Here is a 17638-nt window from a genome sequence, read left to right as displayed (position 1 = left end):
TTCTCGGCAGATGGCCGAGAGTCTTGACGCGACCGACTGGGCGATCCTCGACGAGTTGCAGCGCGACGGACGGGTCCCCTTCACCGAACTCGCGCGCCGGGTCAGCCTGAGCGCGTCGGCGACGACCGAGCGGGTGCGCCGGCTGGAGGCGCTGGGCGTCGTCACCGGCTATCGGGCCGAGGTCGACCTCGGCAGGGCCGGGCTCCCGGTGCTCGCCGTCGTCCGCCTGAAGTACCCCGGCAGCCGGCACGAACCGCTGCACCGCCTGCTCGGCGAACGGCGGGAGATCCTGGAGTGCCTGCGGACCACGGGCGAGGACTGCTACGTGCTGAAGGTCGCCGCCACGTCCATGGCTCATCTGGAGGAGGTCATGGACGAACTGGCCGGCTTCGGGAGCACGACCACCAGCGTGGTCTACCGGCAGACGCTGCCGTACCGGGGACCGTGCGGCCCCGCGTCCGCCACACTGTGACGATGGAAGCCGCAGAGGTCGTCGAGGAGTTGTGGGCCCGGATCGAAGCACGGGACTGGACCGGCGTCGGTGAGCTGATCGCCGAGGACGCCGTCGTGGAGTGGCCGGTCAGCGGCGAGCGCATCGTCGGCAGGGCGAACTTCGTCGCCGTCAACAGGGAGTACCCGCAGGGCTGGTCGATCCGCGTGCTGCGCGTGCTGGGCGAGGACGACCAGGCCGTCTCCGAGGTCGAGGTCCCGCACGTCGAACTCGGGGTCTTCCGGGCGGCCTCCTTCTGGACGGTGCGCGACGGGAGGATCACCGGCGGGCGCGAGTACTGGACGAGCCCCGGGAGCGACCCCCGCCCGCAGTGGCGGGCCGCCTGGGCCGAACCGATGTGACCGCGACGGCCGCGGCCCGGCGGGATGCCGGGCCGCGGCCGACGCGGTGAGCACGTGACGTCCGCGGTGCGTGTGCGGTCAGCGGGGTCAGCGGGCGGCGATGGCCGGGTCGCTGGTGCTCGTGTAGCCGCTCTCCACGTGCGCTGCCAGGCGGCGTACGAAGGTGCTGTCGTGGTCCGCGGTCACGGTCAGGTCGTACCAGCGCTGGCTGCGCTTGGTCTCCGCGGAGTGCACGACGCGGGCGCCGGGACGCAGCGAGTAGGTGGCCGCCTTCTCCTTGCCGTATCCGTCCGTCACCGTCAGCTGCACGGTGGTGGGGCCGTCGTTGGTCAGGACGAGCCGTGCGATGCCGAGTTCCTCGTCGTGCCGGGCGCTGACCTCCGGGCCCGCGCCGGTGACCCGGCCGGCGAAGCGGCGCAGGAAGCCGTTGGGGCCGTGGACGGTGAAGTCGTAGCCGCCCTGCGCGTCCTCGGCGACGCTCCAGGTGTCGGACAGCGAGCGTCCCGACTCGACGGTGTACGTCCACGGACCGGCGGCGTGCGAGGCCGACGTCACCAGGAAGCCGGCGCCCGCGGTGCCGTGCGAGGCGAAGTCGATCCGCAGCGAACCGGCGGCGGTGCTGACCCGGCCGTCGGCCGACAGGTCGTACGGCAGGGCCCGCGCGGCGCGCATGCCGCCCTCCTGGCGGGGCAGCGCGCCCTTGGCCGGCGGGGTCGGCACGTAGTCGGGGTGCCGGTCGTTGTCCGGCGGGAGGTACCCGCTGGTGTCGGGCAGCTCCGGCGCGTCGGTGTCCGTGTGGCGGAAGTCGAACGCTGAGGTCAGGTCACCGCACACCGCGCGGCGCCAGGGCGAGATGTTGGGCTCGGTCACCCCGAAGCGGCGCTCGATCAGCTGGAGGATCGAGGTGTGGTCGAAGGTCTGCGAGCAGACGTAGCCGCCCTTGCTCCACGGCGACACCACGAACATCGGCACGCGCTGGCCGAGCCCGTACGGGCCCGCCGGGCGCGAGCCGGAACCCGCGTACAGGTCGCCGGTGACGTCGACGGTCGACTTGCCCTGCCCGGCGGAGGCGGCCGGGAACGGCGGCACGACGTGGTCGAAGAACCCGTCGTTCTCGTCGTAGGTGATCAGCAGCGCCGTCTTGCTCCACACCTCGGGGTTGGAGGTCAGGGCGTCGAGGACCTGCGCGATGTACCAGGCGCCGTAGTTGACCGGCCAGTTGGGGTGCTCGGTGAACGCCTCGGGCGCCACGATCCAGGAGACCTGGGGGAGCTTCCCGGCGGTGACGTCGGCGCGCAGGATGTCGAAGAAGCCCTCGCCGTGCTTGGCGTCGGTGCCGGTGCGGGCCTTGTCGTACAGCGGGTCGCCGGGCTTGGCGTTGCGGTACTGGTTGAAGTACAGCAGCGAGTTGTCGCCGTAGTTGCCGCGGTAGGCGTCCTCGATCCAGCCCCAGCCGCCGGCCGCGTCGAGGCCGTCGCCGATGTCCTGGTAGATCTTCCACGACACCCCGGCCTGCTCCAGGCGCTCCGGGTACGTCGTCCAGCCGTAGCCCACCTCGTCGTTGCCGAGGACCGGGCCGCCGCCCTTGCCGTCGTTGCCCGTGTAACCCGTCCACATGTAGTAGCGGTTCGGGTCGGTCGAGCCGATGAACGAGCAGTGGTACGCGTCGCAGATCGTGAAGGCCTCGGCGAGCGCGAAGTGGAACGGGATGTCCTCGCGGGTCAGGTGCGCCATGGTGGTGGCGGACTTGGCGGGCACCCACTTGTCGTACTTGCCCTGGTTGAAAGCGGCGTGGCCGTCGTTCCAGCCGTGCGGCAGGTCCTGCAGGAACGCCAGCCCGAGGTCGTCGTGGTCCGGGCGGAACGGCAGGACGTCCTTCGTGCCGTCCGACTGGTACCACACCGACTTGCCGTTCGGCTGCGTCACCGGGTGGGGGTCGCCGAAACCGCGGACACCACGCAGCGTGCCGAAGTAGTGGTCGAAGGAGCGGTTCTCCTGCATCAGGACGACGATGTGCTCGACATCCTGGAGCGAACGCGTCCTGCGGTTCGCCGGGATCTCCGCCGCTCGGGCGATGCTGGTGGAAAGCACGGACAAGGCGGCGGTACCGCCTGCCAGTTGCATGAAGCGTCTGCGGTCGATGGCGTTCATGTAAGGCCTGTCTCCCGGAATCTCCGCGGCCGTAACAGGGGTGGCCAGTGTCACCAGGCCCGCGCGAACTCCTGTTGGCGGCGAGGAGAAGCACCTGCGAAACCTGCGCCAACCCGCCGCCCCCCGGGACACCGTTGTCGCCGTCCAACGGGCCCACACGAAACCGTAGTTGAGCGATGCTCCTGCGCCCGGCCTGATCCATCGCGGACCGAACGTCACCGCAGGTCAGCGGCGGACCCCCACCGGTGCCGGGACGGCCGTCGCGCCAAGAGCGCACGGGATACTGCCCCCATGAACCGTCTCGAACGCTGGGAGCAGCGGACCAGGGCGCCACTGCTCGCCCTGGCGATGGTGTTCGGCGCGGCGTACGCGTTGCCGATCCTGGTGCCGGACGCCGACCCGGCGCTCATCACCACCGCCCACTGGACCGAGCGCAGCGTGTGGGCGCTCTTCGCGGGCGACTACGTGGTCCGGCTGGGGCTGAGCGAACAGCGGTGGGAGTTCATCAGGCGCCAGCCGCTGAGCCTGGCCGTGGTCGTGCTGCCGCTGCTGGAGCCGCTCCGCCTGCTGCGGCTGGTGTCCGCGCTCTTCCTGGTGGGCCAGCGCGTGCGGCTGGCGGCACAGGTGCGGCTGACGACGTATGTGGTGGGCGCGGTGCTGGGGCTGCTCGCGTTCGGCTCGGTCGCGGTGCTGGAGGCCGAGCGGCACTCGCCGCACGGGAACATCCGCACCATCGGCGACGCGCTGTGGTGGTCGTTCACCACGATGACGACGGTGGGCTACGGCGACCACGCCCCCACCACCGGCGTCGGCAGGCTCATCGCCGTCGGCCTGATGCTGTCCGGGATCGCCCTGCTCGGTGTGGTCACCGCCAACATCGCGGCCTGGTTCCTGGCCCGCTTCCAGGAGGACGAGGAGGAGGGACGCCGCCTCCAGGAGGTGACCGAGGAAGTGCTGCGGGAGCTCAGGGAGCTGCGGCGCGAGGTCGCCGAGCTCGGCGCCGCCAGGGCGGGCGGCGCGCGGGACGCGGCGGCCGCCCCGCCGGAAAGGGCCCACGAGCAGACCCCCGGATAGGGCATCGGAGTGGAACCGATCAAGACGGCCCGGAATGGGCTAGGTCACAGGCGTTGCCCCTGCTGCTCACCTGCTAACGCCCACTAACCTTTGAGCATGACGGTCCTGCCTGACGACGGGCTTTCTCTGGCCGCCGAATTCCCGGATGCGAGCCGCGCGCAATGGCAGTCCCTCGTGGAGGGCGTGCTGCGCAAGGCGGGCAAGGACGTCTCGGGAGAGGCGGTGGAGGACGCGCTGTCCACCACCCTCGAAGACGGGCTCACCACGCGCCCGCTGTACACCGCGTCCGACGCGCCCGGAGCCTTCGGCGACGCGGTCGGACTCCCCGGCTTCGCGCCCTTCACCCGGGGCGCCGGGCCCGCGGGCCCGGTGGCCGGCGGCTGGGACGTACGGCAGCGCCACACGCGGCCCGACGCGCTCCGCACGAACGAGGCCGTGCTCGCCGACCTGGAGAACGGGGTCACCTCGCTCTGGCTCGCCGTCGGCGACTCCGGCGTCCCCGCCGCCGCGCTCGGCACCGCGCTCCAGGGGGTCTTCCTCGACCTCGCGCCCGTGGTGCTCGACGCCGGCCCCGACACCGAGGCGGCGGCCGACGCGCTGCTCGCGCTGTACGAGGAGCGCGGCATCGCCCCCGAGGCCGCCCGCGGCAACCTCGGCGCCGACCCGCTCGGCCTTCTCGCCCGCACCGGGGACCCCGGAGCGCTCGACGCGCACACCGCGGCGGCCACGCGGCTCGCCCGCCGTGTCCACGAGGAGTACCCGGGGCTGCGCGCCCTGACCGTGGACGCGCTGCCGTACCACGAGGCCGGCGGCTCGGCGGCCCAGGAACTCGGTGCCTCCCTCGCCACCGGCGTCGCCTACCTGCGCGCGCTCACCGAGGCCGGGCTGCCGGTCGACGCGGCCTGCGGGCAGCTGGAGTTCCGCTACGCCGCCACCGCCGACCAGTTCCTGACGATCGCCAAGCTGCGCGCCGCCCGCCGCCTGTGGTCCCGTGTCGCCGAGGTGTGCGGCGCGACCGCGGCCGCGGGGGCGCAGCGTCAGCACGTCGTCACCTCGTCGGTGATGATGACCCGCCGCGACCCGTGGGTGAACATGCTCCGCACCACCGTCGCGACGCTCGCCGCCGGTGTCGGCGGCGCGGACTCGGTCACGGTGCTGCCGTTCGACCACGCGCTCGGCCTGCCCGACGCCTTCGCCCGGCGCATCGCCCGCAACACCTCGACCATCCTGATGGAGGAGTCCCATCTCGCCCGGGTCGTCGACCCGGCCGGCGGCTCCTGGTACGTGGAGCGGCTCACCGCCGAGCTCGCCGACGCCGCCTGGTCCTGGTTCCAGGAGCTGGAGCGCGCCGGCGGCCAGGCCGCGGCGCTGGCCTCCGGCCTGGTCGGCGAGCGGCTGGCCGCCACCTGGCAGGTGCGGGCCAAGGCGCTGGCCAAGCGCCGCGAACCCATCACGGGCGTCAGCGAGTTCCCGCTGCTCTCCGAGACGCCGGTCGAGCGCGACCCGGCCCCCGCCGCGCCCTCCGGCGGCCTGCCGAGGGTCCGCCGCGACGAGGCGTACGAGGCGCTGCGCGCCCGCTCGGACGCGCACCTGGCCGCCACCGGCGCCCGCCCCAGGGTGTTCCTGGCCGCTCTCGGCCCCGCCGCCGCGCACACCGGCCGGGTGACCTTCGCCGCCAACCTCTTCCAGGCCGGCGGCATCGAGCCCGTCCACGACCCGGTGTCCGTGGACGCCGGCTCCGTGGCCGGGGCCTTCGCCCGCAGCGGCGCCCAGGTGGCCTGCTTGTGCTCCAGCGACGCGCTGTACGAGGAGCAGGCCGCCGAGGTGGCCGCCGCCCTCAAGGCCGCGGGCGCGGGCCCGGTGTTCCTGGCCGGCCGCCCGGGCGCGCGGGAGCAGGCGTACACGGAGGCCGGCGTGGACGCGTTCGTCTTCGCGGGCGGCGACGCGGTCGCCGTCCTGACCTCGGTTCTCGACCGGATGGGAGTGGCGTGATGCGGATCCCGGACTTCTCCGAGATCGAGCTCGGACCGGGCGCCGGCAGCGGCGCCACCGAGGACCAGTGGCGCGCGGCGGTCAAGGAGACCACCGGCCGCGCCGTCGAGGACCTGCTGTGGGAGACGCCCGAGGGCATCGGCGTCAAGCCGCTGTACACCGGCCGCGACCTGGAGGGCCTGGACTTCCTGGGCACCTACCCGGGCATCGCGCCGTACCTGCGCGGCCCGTACCCGACGATGTACGTCAACCAGCCCTGGACGATCCGCCAGTACGCGGGCTTCTCCACCGCCGAGGAGTCCAACGCGTTCTACCGGCGCAACCTCGCCGCCGGCCAGAAGGGCCTGTCGGTCGCCTTCGACCTGCCGACCCACCGCGGCTACGACAGCGACCACCCGCGCGTCACCGGCGACGTCGGCATGGCGGGCGTCGCCATCGACTCGATCTACGACATGCGGCAGCTCTTCGACGGCATCCCGCTCGACCGCATGACCGTGTCGATGACCATGAACGGTGCCGTGCTGCCGGTGCTCGCGCTCTACATCGTCGCCGCGGAGGAGCAGGGCGTACCGCCCGAGAAGCTGGCCGGGACCATCCAGAACGACATCCTCAAGGAGTTCATGGTCCGCAACACCTACATCTACCCGCCGAAGCCCTCGATGCGGATCATCTCCGACATCTTCGCGTACACCTCGCAGAAGATGCCGCGCTACAACTCGATCTCCATCTCGGGCTACCACATCCAGGAGGCCGGGGCCACGGCCGACCTGGAGCTGGCGTACACCCTCGCCGACGGCGTGGAGTACCTGCGGGCCGGTCTCGGCGCGGGCCTGGACGTGGACGCCTTCGCGCCGCGGCTGTCGTTTTTCTGGGCGATCGGCATGAACTTCTTCATGGAGGTCGCCAAGCTGCGCGCGGCGCGCCTGCTGTGGGCGAAGCTGGTCAAGCAGTTCGAGCCCAAGAGCGTCAAGTCGCTGTCCCTGCGCACCCATTCGCAGACCTCCGGCTGGTCGCTCACCGCGCAGGACGTCTTCAACAACGTCACACGCACCTGCGTGGAAGCCATGGCCGCCACCCAGGGGCACACCCAGTCGCTGCACACCAACGCCCTCGACGAGGCGCTGGCGCTGCCCACCGACTTCTCCGCGCGCATCGCCCGCAACACCCAGCTGCTGCTCCAGCAGGAAGCGGGCACCAACCGGGCCATCGACCCCTGGGGCGGGTCCGCGTACGTGGAGAAGCTGACGTACGACCTGGCGCGCCGCGCCTGGCAGCACATCCAGGAGGTCGAGGCGGCGGGCGGCATGGCCCAGGCCATCGACGCGGGCATCCCGAAGATGCGCGTCGAGGAGGCCGCGGCCCGCACGCAGGCCCGTATCGACTCCGGCCGTCAGCCGGTGATCGGCGTCAACAAGTACCGGGTGGACAGCGACGAGAAGATCGAGGTCCTCAAGGTCGACAACTCCTCGGTGCGCACCCAGCAGATCGCCAAGCTTCGCCGGCTGCGCGAGGAGCGCGACGAAAGGGCCTGCCAGGACGCGCTGAGCGCCCTGACCACCGCCGCCGGCGGCAGCGGCAACCTGCTGGAGCTCGCGGTGAACGCCGCCCGCGCCAAGGCGACCGTCGGCGAGATCTCCGACGCCCTGGAGAAGGTGTACGGCCGGCACGCCGGGCAGATCCGTACGATCTCCGGTGTGTACCGCAACGAGGCAGGGGAGTCGCCGTCCGTGGACCGCACCCGTGCGCTGGTCGGCCGCTTCGAGGAGGCCGAGGGCCGCCGCCCGCGCATCCTGGTCGCCAAGATGGGCCAGGACGGCCACGACCGCGGCCAGAAGGTGATCGCCACCGCGTTCGCCGACCTGGGCTTCACGGTGGACGTCGGCCCGCTCTTCCAGACCCCGGCCGAGGTGGCCCGGCAGGCGGTGGAGGCCGACGTGCACATCGTCGGCGTCTCCTCGCTCGCGGCCGGACACCTCACCCTGGTCCCCGCGCTGCGCGAGGAACTGGCCGCCGAGGGGCGCGAGGACATCATGATCGTGGTCGGCGGCGTCATCCCGCCGCAGGACGTGCCCGAACTGCTGGAGGCCGGCGCGGCCGCCGTCTTCCCGCCCGGCACGGTCATCCCGGACTCCGCACACGACCTGGTCACGCGGCTCGCCGCCGCGCTCGGCCACGAATTGTGAGCCCATGCCGCCGACCCTCGATCTGGACGCCTACGTCAAAGGTGTGCTGGACGGCTCCCGGGCCTGGATCGCGCGCGCCATCACCCTGGTGGAGTCGACGCGGCCGGACCACCGGGAGCTCGCCCAGCGGCTGCTGACCGAGCTGCTGCCGCACACGGGCAAGGCCCGCAGGATCGGCATCAGCGGAGTGCCCGGGGTGGGCAAGTCCACCTTCATCGACGCCTTCGGCACGCAGCTCACCGGCCTCGGCCACCGGGTCGCGGTGCTCGCCGTCGACCCGTCGTCCACCCTGACCGGCGGCTCCATCCTCGGCGACAAGACGCGGATGGAACGGCTGGCGGTGGACCGCGCGGCCTTCGTGCGGCCGTCCCCGTCGGCCGGGACGCTCGGCGGCGTCGCCAAGGCGACCCGCGAGTCGATGGTCGTGGTCGAGGCCGCCGGATACGACGTCGTGCTCGTCGAGACCGTCGGCGTCGGCCAGTCCGAGACCGCGGTCTCCGGCATGGTGGACTCCTTCCTGCTGCTCACGCTGGCCCGCACGGGCGACCAGCTCCAGGGCATCAAGAAGGGCGTCCTGGAACTCGCCGACGTCATCGCCGTCAACAAGGCCGACGGCCCGCACGAGCGCGACGCGCGCGCCGCCGCCCGCGAACTGTCCGGCGCCCTGAGGCTGATGCAGTCCGCCGACGCCGCCTGGACGCCTCCGGTGCTCACCTGCAGCGCCCGCGAGGACACCGGCCTCAACGTGGTCTGGGAACGGCTGGAGCAGCACCGCGCGCTCCTGGACTCCGACGGGCGGCTGGAGGCCAAGCGCCGCGACCAGCAGATCGAGTGGGCCTGGAGCATGGTCCGCGACGAACTGCTCGGCCGGCTGCGGGACCACCCCGGGGTCCGCCGCCTGACCCCTGAGGTCGAACGCCAGGTCCGCGAGGGCACGCTGACGGCCACTTCGGCGGCCGAGCGGATTCTCGACGCCTTCTCCGGCTGACGCGCCTGACCCCGGGGTCAGGTCAGGCCGCCTTCGCCTGGCTCCGGGGCACCGCGCAGCGCCCCGTCGACCACAACGCGCCGGGCATGTTGCAGTCCGGGCCGACGCGATGCCGGTCGATGTACGCGAACAACCTCCGCGCCTCCGCCATATGCGGCCCGCACGCGAACGAGCCGTGCCCGGGCAGCCATTGGACGTGCCACTCGGCGGGCCCTCCGCAGGGCCGCGCGCCACCGCTCTCCAGGCGCCCGCACAAAGTCGTTCCGTCGATGGGGATCGGGGTCAGTCGGGGGGTGATCGGCGGCTCTGCCATAGGGCTCGGCTCCCTTGTCGCAGGATGCGACGACACATGCGTACGTCTCCGGGAACGGGCGTTTTCGCGCCCTACAGATGGGTGTGCCCGCTCAAGGGTGTCCCCGACGCGTGTTCGGAGGTCAGAAGTTGGTAACCGCCGGGCCCGGCGGTTACCGGGCCGCCGGGATCCCGCGGCCGGGCCAGGTCAGCCGAGGTGCCGCAGGAAGAAGGCGGCCGCCTCCCCGCCGACCCGGACGCGGACGGCCGGGTCGGCGGGTTCCGGCGCGAAGAAGTCGTCGTGGCGGACGCCGGGGCCGGCCGAGCGGCCGCTCGCCGTGGGAATGTGGTCCAGATAGGGCCTGGTGTCGGCTTCGTACGGGTTCACCGTGTCCGCCCCACCCCAGCGGATCTCCACCGGCCCCCGCACGGTCGCCAGGCTCTCCGGTGTCACGAAACCGCCTGCTCCCGGCGCCACTTGGAAGACCGCCACCACACGGGGATCGGACAGGTCCGACCCGGCACCCTCCAGCGCGCGCCGCGACGACCGCTCATCCGGGTACTTCTTCCGCAACGCCTCCAGCGCATCGGGGTATTCGGGGATCTCCGGCAGGGGCACCGCCCCGGACAGGACGGCCCACAGGATCCGCTCGTCGACACGGGCACCGGCCAGCGCCACCGCCGTGTAGGCGCCGATGGAGAAACCCGCCGCGCCGACCGGGCCGAGGGGCTCTTCCCGGGCGAGCGTGTCGAGGGCGAAGGAGATGTCCCGGGGCCGCTCCCACACGTGGAGGAAGCCCTCCGGCTCGTAGCCGTCGACGAAGTTGTTGCCGTGATGGTCGAGGGCCATCACCCGGAAACCCGCCTCGCGCAGCGGACGCACCAGCCAGTCCATGGCACTGCCGGAGCCTCCGGTGCCGTGCGAGACCACGACCAGCGGGGCGGGTCCGCCGGCCGGCTTGACCGGCTCCCACAGATAGAGGCGGACAGGGCGCGGGCGCCCGGGCTCCCGCAGGTCGGGGCGGGACGCGTCGTACAGGACCCGTATCAGCGGCTCGTCCCGCCCGGTGGTCGTCATAGCGGCATCGTAGGGGGACCGCCCTACGGCCGGACGGGATGTTCGGACTCTTGGTGGGCGCGGCGGCGCTCGCGCGAGGCGCGCAGGTTCACGGTGTTGCCGCAGGTGCGCGCGTCGTGCCAGACGGCACTGCTGTTGCGCGAGTGGTCGTAGAAGGCGGCGCCGCAGCGGTCGTGGCGGCAGATCTTCAGGCGCTGCCAGGTTCCGAGCGTCTGCGAGAGCAGGCACTCGGCCAGTACCGCGGAGGTGACGCGGCGGGCGCCGTCGCCCTGGGGCTCCACGGTGACGGTGGAATCCGCGGCCATCCGGAGCGTCACCGGTTCCGCGGCCAGCAGGGCGTCTTCCGCCTCGTCTGCCGCTCCGTTCCCGCCGCGGGCGGCCAGCGCCTGGCGCAGCCGCGTGCGCAGCCGCTTGAGCTCGTCCAGGTCGCGGTCGATGAGTGCCACGCGCTCACGCGTGCGGCCCGAGGCCGCCGCCCACTCGTCCAGGACGCGATCGAGCCAGCCCTGCGCGGAGTCGAGGGTGTCCAGCAGGTCCGGCTTCCGGGGCCGGCCGCCGGCCGAGGTGTTCAGCAGTTCCTGCACCACGACGAGTCCGCCCGGTGCGGGCCGCACCTCGAATCGTTCAGTCGCCGACCATGACATGTCACCACCGTACCTGTTCTTCCCGGATATGACAGAAGTGAGTGACGTACGCCCCTGGCAGCTGGGAACCAGGCCCGGGCGGCGCCGCCCGCCTCCGCGACTCAGGACGTGACGGATCCGGAGGGGGACCATTCGTCGGTGTCGATCGGTGACCAGTCGGCCGGTTTGGCGTCGAGTCGGCCCACGCGGCGTCCGTGGCGGGCGTCGAGAATCCCGCCGTCGAGCGGCGTGGTGAAGGCGTTCTCGACCACGGTGTACTCGGCGGCGAGCCGCCCCACCGCGGGAAGGGCGCCGGTGTCGATGCGGCCCCTGTCGAGGTAGATGTCGTCGCGGATGTGGAATCGCACGACCTCCCCGAAGACGACGTGGTCGTTCAGGTCGCCGATCGTGATGATGCGCTCCACCCTGCACTCCATGGCGATGGGCGCCCCCTTCACCCGTGGGGGACGGACCACCTCGGACGGGGCCTTCTCCAAGCCCACCGCGTCGAATTCGTCGATACCGGAGTCGAATTCGACTGCGGTGCGATGCATCTCGCCCGCTTGCGGGAGCGTGGCGAGATTGGTCACAAACTCCCCTGTGTCGCGGATGTTGACGAAGGTGTCCTTGAGCGTGACGCCGTCGGACCGCGGCTGCAACGTGAGCGAGATCATCGGCGGCTTGCGGCCGACCGCGGTGAAGAACGAGATGGGGGCGAGATTGGGAACGCCGTCCGCGGACATCGTGCTCACCCAGCCGATCGCCCGGGGAATGATGCTTCCGATCAGCAATTTGTAGGCCGACGTGGCATCAAGAGTGGCGGAGTCGATGATCACAGCGGCCTCCTATGGCGCCTTGGTGTTCGCTCTCCCGCAGTCGGGTAAATCTGTCGTTGACATGAGCGTAAGTTCCTTGGCTATGTCAGGCAAGATGGTATCGACCTATTTGGGTGCGTTTCATGTCACTCTCGGCAGGACCCTCAGCCCGCGTACGCGGTCGGGGGAACCCCCACGGTCGCCGTGAAGTCCCGCACCAGATGGGCCTGGTCGCTGTAGCCGAGCTCGGCCGCCAGGCCCGCCCAGTCGACGGCCGTCGTCGACTCCGCACGTTCCAGTGCCTCGTGGATGCGGTAGCGGAGGATGACCCACTTGGGACTGACGCCGACGTGGGCGGCGAACAGCCGTTGCAGCGAGCGCACCGACAGGCCCTCGGCGCGGGCGAGGGCGGCGACGCGCAGGATGCCGCGGTCGTGCCGGATCCGCTCGGCGAGCGCCATCGCCAGGTCGGCCTGGGGATCCGGCGCGGGGGCCAGTGACAGCAGGAAGGCGTCCAGGGCGGCGACCCGCTCGTCCTCCTCGTCCGGCCCGAGCACGGCGCCCGGCGCGGCGGCGTGGCCGGGCAGCGCCTCGTCCAGCCGGACCCGGCGGCCGGTCCAGTGGGACACCGGCACCGCGGGCGCGAAGGGCCGGAAGCCGCCCGGCCGGAACTGGACGCCGCACACCCGCCCGGCACCCTCCAGCTTCTGTGTGAACAGCTCCAGTCCGATGCCGGCGACCTCCCCGAAGTCCGGCGTGCCGGCGAAGCGCTGGAAGACGACGTTGACCGACGGGTGCGGCACGACGTGCGAGGCGTACGGCTCGGTCAGGTCCCAGTCGATCAGCCAGTAGTGCTCCAGGTACGGCCGCAGCTCCGGCGCCGGGGCCCGCCGCCGGAACCGCACGCGCGCGAAGAGCTCCGGGGCGCCGACGATGCCCCGGGTGTCGCGCCGCGGCGTGTCCTGACCGGCCATGAGGGCGATGGTACGGCGGCCTGGTGTCGCATTTCTTCAAGCCCTGCGTCTGCGCTCCGTCCGTGGTGCGGGGGCGCGCCAGATCTTATGCAACTAGTTGCAGAATCGTCTCCGGCTGGTCTACAAAGGACGGACTGCCACCCACGCGCCGCCGCGCCGCCGCCCGAGGAGATTCCGATGAGTCGCTATCCGCACCTGCTGCGCCCGCTCGACCTCGGATTCCTCACCCTCCCCAACCGTGTCGTCATGGGCTCGATGCACGTGGGGCTGGAGGAGGCCGAGGGCGGCTTCGAGCGCATGGCCGCCTTCTACGCCGAGCGTGCCCGGGGCGGCGTCGGCCTGATCGTCACCGGTGGCATCGCCCCCGACGACCGGGGCCGTCCCTACCCGGGCGGCGCCCGTATGACGACCGAGGCGGAGGCCGATCAGCACGCCGTGGTCACGCGGGCCGTGCACCGCGAGGGCGGCCGTATCGCGATGCAGATCCTGCACTTCGGCCGGTACGCCTACCACGCCGAACTGGTCGCCCCGAGCGCGCTGCAGGCGCCGATCAGCCCCTACGTCCCGCACGCCCTCACCGACGGCGAGGTCGAGGAGACGATCGAGGCCTTCGTGCGGGCGGCGGAACTCGCCCGCCGGGCCGGGTACGACGGCGTCGAGATCATGGGTTCCGAGGGCTATCTGATCAACGAGTTCGTCGCGCCCGCCACCAACCTCCGCGAGGACCGCTGGGGCGGGTCCTTCGAGAACCGCACGCGCTTCCCGCTGGAGATCGTCCGCCGCACGCGCGAACGGCTCGGCCCCGACTTCGTGATCGTCTACCGGCTCTCGGTGCTCGACCTGGTCCCCGGCGGCTCGTCCCTGGAGGAGGTCGTCGCCCTCGCCAAGGCGGTCGAGGCGGCGGGCGCCACGATCATCAACACCGGCATCGGCTGGCACGAGGCCCGGATTCCCACCATCGCCACCTCCGTGCCGCGCGGCGCGTACACCTGGGTGACGAAGAAGCTGATGGGTGCGGTGTCGGTGCCGCTCGTGACCAGCAACCGCATCAACACCCCGGAGGTCGCCGAGCAGTTGCTCGCCGACGGGTACGCCGACATGGTCTCCCTGGCCCGCCCGATGCTCGCCGACCCCGAGTTCGTCGCCAAGGCGGAACAGGGCCGGGCGGAGGCCATCAACACCTGCATCGGCTGCAATCAGGCCTGCCTCGACCACACCTTCAGCGGCAGGCTGACCTCCTGCCTGGTCAACCCCCGGGCGTGCCACGAGACCGAACTCGTCCTGCTGCCCACCCGGTTGCGCAAGCGCGTCGCCGTCGTCGGCGCCGGGCCCGCCGGACTGGCCTGCGCGGTCACCGCGGCCGAACGCGGCCACGCCGTCACGCTCTTCGACTCCGCCGACCGGATCGGCGGGCAGCTCAACATCGCTCGCAAGGTGCCCGGCAAGGAGGAGTTCGACGAGACGCTGCGCTACTTCCGCACCCGGCTGGCCGAGGAGGGCGTGGAACTGCGCCTGAACATGCTCGTCACGCCGGAGACGCTGGCCGCGCACGACCCCGGCTTCGACGAGGTCGTCCTCGCCACCGGCGTCGCGCCCCGCACGCCGGAGATCGACGGCGTGGACCACCCCAGCGTGCTGAGCTACCTCGACGTCCTGCGCGACGGCGCCCCGGTGGGGGAGCGGGTCGCGATCGTCGGCGCGGGCGGGATCGGCTTCGACGTGGCCGAGTTCCTCACCGACGGCGGCGAGGGCGCGAGCCGGGACCCGGAGACGTACTTCCGGCAGTGGGGCGTCGACACCGGCTACGCGAACCGGGGCGGGCTGCGGGCCCCCGAGCGGCCGGCGCCCCCGCGCACCGTGCACCTGCTGCAGCGCAAGACGACCAAGGTCGGCGCGGGCCTGGGCAAGACCACCGGGTGGATCCACCGCACCGAGCTCAAGCACCGGGGCGTCACCATGGTCGCGGGCGCCGCCTACGACCGGATCGACGACGCCGGGCTGCACATCACCGTCGACGGCGAGCGCCGCACGCTCCCGGTCGACACCGTGGTCCTCTGCGCCGGGCAGGAGCCCCGCCGCGACCTGTACGACGCCCTGCGCGCCGCCGGGCACGGCGTCCACCTCATCGGGGGCGCCGACGTGGCCGCCGAACTCGACGCCAAGCGGGCCGTCCGCCAGGGCACCGAACTCGCCGCGGCCCTGTGACCGCGACCCGTCCGTAGGATGCGGCCATGTCCCTCCCGCACGCCATCCTCACCGCCCTGATGGAGAAACCGTCCTCGGGGCTGGAGCTGGCGCGCCGCTTCGACCGCTCGATCCGCTACTTCTGGTCCGCGACGCACCAGCAGATCTACCGCGAACTCGGGCGGCTGGAGGAGGCGGCCCTGATCCGCGCCCTGCCCACGGCTCAGCCGGCCCGCGGGCAGAAGAAGGAGTACGAGGTGCTGCCCGCCGGCCGGGACGAACTGGCCGGCTGGGTCGCCGCCGTCGAGGACCCCCGGCCGATCCGTGACCCGCTGCTGCTGCGCATGCGCGCCGCGGCCGTGGTCGGGGGCCGCGGCCTCGCCGACGAGATGCGCAGGCACTTGGCGCTGCACGAGGCCCAGTTGGCGGAGTACACGGACATCGAGCGGCGCGACTTCCCGCCCGGCCGCGTGAACGACGAGGACCGGCTGCGGCATCTGGTGCTGCGCGCGGGCATCGAGCTGGAGACGTTCTGGACGCAGTGGCTGCGCGAGGCGCTGGCCGAGGTCGGGACCATGGACCCGGCGTGACCCCATCTGACCCGGCGCGGTCAGGACGGGCGGCGCAGGGCGAGCAGTGCCGCGTCGTCGCCGAGTCCGCCGCCGGTCCAGGCGTGGAGGTCGAGCAGGACGCGGTCCAGCAGCGCGTCGGGGTCCTGCTCGGTCATGTCCGCCACCCGCTCGGCGGGCGGATAGAAGCGGCCACGCCGGTCGCGTGCCTCGGAGACGCCGTCGGTGTAGAGGAGCAGCAGGTCGCCGGCCCCGTACGGCACCGCCTGCGGGCGGTAGTGGCCGCCGGCCAGCGCCAGCAGCCCGAGCGGTGGCGCGTACGCCTCGGGCGTCACCTCCGTCACGGTCCCCTCGTGGCGCAACAGCGGTGGAGGGTGGCCGCAGTTGACCAGGACGGCCGTGTCACCGGAGCGGGGTGCGGTCAGCAGCACGGCCGTGACGAACTCCTCGCCCCCGCCGCGGCGTACCAGCGCGCCGTCCAGCCGGGCCGCCACCGCGTCGAGGGCGGGTTCGGCGCGGGCGGCGTCGCGGAAGACGCCCAGCACGTCGGCGGCGGTCTGGACGGCCTCCAGGCCCTTGCCGCGTACGTCGCCCAGCAGCGCGCGCACGCCGAAGTCGGTCTCCACGACCTCGTACAGGTCCCCGCCGATCCGTGCCTCCGCCTCCGCCGCCACATAGCGCACGGCCACCCGCAGGCCGCCCACCTCGGGCGGTGGCGGGCGCAGCAGCGCCCCCTGCGCGGCCTCGGCGACCCCGCGGACCCGGGCCAGTTCCCGTTCCCTGGCGGTGACGAGGACGACGGAGCCGGTGATGGTGAAGGTCACGGCCAGGACGGAGACCGCGGCGGTGACGTGCACCAGGGCGGGGACCCCGTTGTTGGCCGCGGCCAGGAAGAAGACCAGGCCGATCGCCACGAGGCCCGTCAGCAGCGGCACGCGGGCCCGGCGGGCCCTGACTCCGGCGAGCACGGGCAGCGCCGCCAGGACCGGGGTCAGGGTCGTCTCCGGGCCGCTGGCGACGTCGACGGCGATGCACGCCGCGATCAGCGCGTACGAGGCGGCGAGGAACCACCAGGCCCACCGGGGCAGCGGGAGGGGCCGGGATTGCTGGGGCGCGGGGCCGCGGGCCATGGGTGTCAGCCCTCCTGTCACCGCCGCCGGCGGGTGCCCGCGGCGCCTCCTTCCATCTTCGCCGCACCCGCCCGGGAGCGCGGGAATGAGCGGGGGGTGCCCCGCGTTGAGGGGTACATCCGATGGAAATGAAAACCATTGCGATGGCAGAAAGGACCCGCTTCATGGCCCGCAGCGAGCAGCGCCCGGTGATCAGACTCCGGTCGACCGCCGGCACCGGCACGACGTACGTGACCCGGAAGAACCGGCGCAACGACCCGGACCGCATGGTCCTGAGCAAGTACGACCCGGCCGTCGGCCGCCACGTCGAGTTCCGCGAGGAGCGCTGATCCGGCGCCCGACCGCGCGGCACCGTCGCCGGTAGCCGCCCGTAGCCGTCCGTCCCACCGCACCGACTGGAGGAGCATCATGCAGCACGCGATCCACCCCGCCTACCGCCCGGTCGTCTTCCGCGACCGCAGCGCGGACCAGGCCTTCCTCACCCGGTCCACGCTGACCAGCGACAAGACCGTCGTCTGGGAGGACGGCAACACCTACCCCGTGTTCGACGTGGAGATCTCCTCGGCGAGCCACCCGTTCTACACCGGCAACGCCCGTGTCATGGACACCGCTGGCCGCGTCGAGCGCTTCGAGCGCCGCTACGGGCGCGCCGCCGCGCGCGGCTGACGCCGCGGGAACGCGGGAACGCGGGAATCGGGGAGCACAGAAGCACAGACGGCCGTCGCGGATCACCG

General features: G+C 72.5%; 16 protein-coding genes. 10 read left to right on the top strand and 6 right to left on the bottom strand.

Annotated features, from left to right (window positions below; translation table 11 throughout):
- The first annotated feature begins 10 nt into the window (after positions 1 to 10).
- Together ACFWVC_RS03160 and ACFWVC_RS03155 are read left to right on the top strand one after the other, a co-directional pair.
- A complete protein-coding gene (locus tag ACFWVC_RS03160; RefSeq protein WP_384275452.1) occupies positions 11 to 472 on the top strand; it encodes an Lrp/AsnC family transcriptional regulator in 462 nt (153 codons plus the stop codon).
- Positions 473 to 474: 2 nt separating this feature from the next.
- Complete coding sequence (locus tag ACFWVC_RS03155; RefSeq protein WP_384275449.1) at positions 475 to 852, top strand: nuclear transport factor 2 family protein; 378 nt, start codon at positions 475 to 477, stop codon at positions 850 to 852.
- Between the two features lie 87 nt (positions 853 to 939).
- On the opposite strand, the gene ACFWVC_RS03150 is transcribed toward ACFWVC_RS03155, so the two are convergent.
- Positions 940 to 3003, bottom strand: a complete 2064-nt coding sequence (locus ACFWVC_RS03150) for a phosphocholine-specific phospholipase C (RefSeq protein ID WP_384275446.1) — start codon at positions 3001 to 3003, stop codon at positions 940 to 942.
- A gap of 291 nt (positions 3004 to 3294) precedes the next feature.
- Here ACFWVC_RS03150 and ACFWVC_RS03145 point away from each other — a divergent pair, with 291 nt between their 5' ends.
- The 4 genes from ACFWVC_RS03145 to meaB all read left to right on the top strand — a co-directional run bounded on the left by ACFWVC_RS03145 (position 3295) and on the right by meaB (position 9240).
- Positions 3295 to 4077 (top strand): potassium channel family protein, encoded by a 783-nt coding sequence (locus ACFWVC_RS03145; protein WP_384275443.1) that lies wholly within the window; start codon positions 3295 to 3297, stop codon positions 4075 to 4077.
- A 96-nt stretch (positions 4078 to 4173) separates the two neighbouring features.
- A complete protein-coding gene (locus tag ACFWVC_RS03140; protein WP_384275440.1) occupies positions 4174 to 6069 on the top strand; it encodes a methylmalonyl-CoA mutase family protein in 1896 nt (631 codons plus the stop codon).
- Entirely contained in the window at positions 6069 to 8252 is a 2184-nt protein-coding gene (scpA, locus tag ACFWVC_RS03135) for a methylmalonyl-CoA mutase (protein ID WP_384275435.1), read from the top strand. The genes ACFWVC_RS03140 and scpA overlap by 1 nt, the downstream gene beginning before the upstream one ends.
- 4 nt (positions 8253 to 8256) lie before the next feature.
- A complete protein-coding gene (meaB, locus tag ACFWVC_RS03130) occupies positions 8257 to 9240 on the top strand; it encodes a methylmalonyl Co-A mutase-associated GTPase MeaB (protein WP_384275433.1) in 984 nt (327 codons plus the stop codon).
- Between the two features lie 499 nt (positions 9241 to 9739).
- Here meaB and ACFWVC_RS03125 read toward each other — a convergent pair whose 3' ends face one another.
- From ACFWVC_RS03125 to ACFWVC_RS03110, 4 genes are all read right to left on the bottom strand, one after another.
- On the bottom strand, positions 9740 to 10609 hold the full coding sequence (locus tag ACFWVC_RS03125; protein WP_384275430.1) for an alpha/beta hydrolase family protein: 870 nt from the start codon (positions 10607 to 10609) through the stop codon (positions 9740 to 9742).
- A 23-nt stretch (positions 10610 to 10632) separates the two neighbouring features.
- Positions 10633 to 11253, bottom strand: a complete 621-nt coding sequence (locus ACFWVC_RS03120) for a CGNR zinc finger domain-containing protein (protein ID WP_384275427.1) — start codon at positions 11251 to 11253, stop codon at positions 10633 to 10635.
- Positions 11254 to 11354: 101 nt separating this feature from the next.
- Positions 11355 to 12068: a flavin reductase family protein gene (locus ACFWVC_RS03115; RefSeq protein ID WP_384275425.1), complete on the bottom strand. Its 714-nt coding sequence runs from the start codon at positions 12066 to 12068 to the stop codon at positions 11355 to 11357.
- A 143-nt stretch (positions 12069 to 12211) separates the two neighbouring features.
- On the bottom strand, positions 12212 to 13021 hold the full coding sequence (locus ACFWVC_RS03110; protein ID WP_384275423.1) for a DUF6597 domain-containing transcriptional factor: 810 nt from the start codon (positions 13019 to 13021) through the stop codon (positions 12212 to 12214).
- A 177-nt stretch (positions 13022 to 13198) separates the two neighbouring features.
- On the opposite strand from ACFWVC_RS03110, the gene ACFWVC_RS03105 reads away from it, so the two are divergent.
- Positions 13199 to 15226 (top strand): FAD-dependent oxidoreductase, encoded by a 2028-nt coding sequence (locus tag ACFWVC_RS03105; protein ID WP_384275420.1) that lies wholly within the window; start codon positions 13199 to 13201, stop codon positions 15224 to 15226.
- 26 nt (positions 15227 to 15252) lie between these two features.
- The gene (locus ACFWVC_RS03100) at positions 15253 to 15795 is read left to right on the top strand and encodes a PadR family transcriptional regulator (protein WP_384275417.1); all 543 of its coding nucleotides are present in this window, start codon (positions 15253 to 15255) and stop codon (positions 15793 to 15795) included.
- A 20-nt stretch (positions 15796 to 15815) separates the two neighbouring features.
- On the opposite strand, the gene ACFWVC_RS03095 is transcribed toward ACFWVC_RS03100, so the two are convergent.
- A complete protein-coding gene (locus ACFWVC_RS03095) occupies positions 15816 to 16904 on the bottom strand; it encodes a PP2C family protein-serine/threonine phosphatase (protein ID WP_384275415.1) in 1089 nt (362 codons plus the stop codon).
- Positions 16905 to 17068: 164 nt separating this feature from the next.
- Here ACFWVC_RS03095 and rpmG point away from each other — a divergent pair, with 164 nt between their 5' ends.
- A complete protein-coding gene (gene rpmG, locus ACFWVC_RS03090) occupies positions 17069 to 17233 on the top strand; it encodes a 50S ribosomal protein L33 (RefSeq protein ID WP_384276376.1) in 165 nt (54 codons plus the stop codon).
- A gap of 79 nt (positions 17234 to 17312) precedes the next feature.
- Positions 17313 to 17570 carry a type B 50S ribosomal protein L31 gene (locus tag ACFWVC_RS03085; protein WP_384275412.1) on the top strand — a complete coding sequence of 86 codons (258 nt, stop codon included), beginning with the start codon at positions 17313 to 17315 and terminating at the stop codon, positions 17568 to 17570.
- Positions 17571 to 17638 lie beyond the last annotated feature (68 nt).

The sequence above is a fragment of the Streptomyces sp. NPDC058691 genome (assembly GCF_042714775.1).
Taxonomy (GTDB): Bacteria; Actinomycetota; Actinomycetes; order Streptomycetales; family Streptomycetaceae; genus Actinacidiphila.
This window is presented reverse-complemented; position numbering and strand designations above follow the sequence as displayed.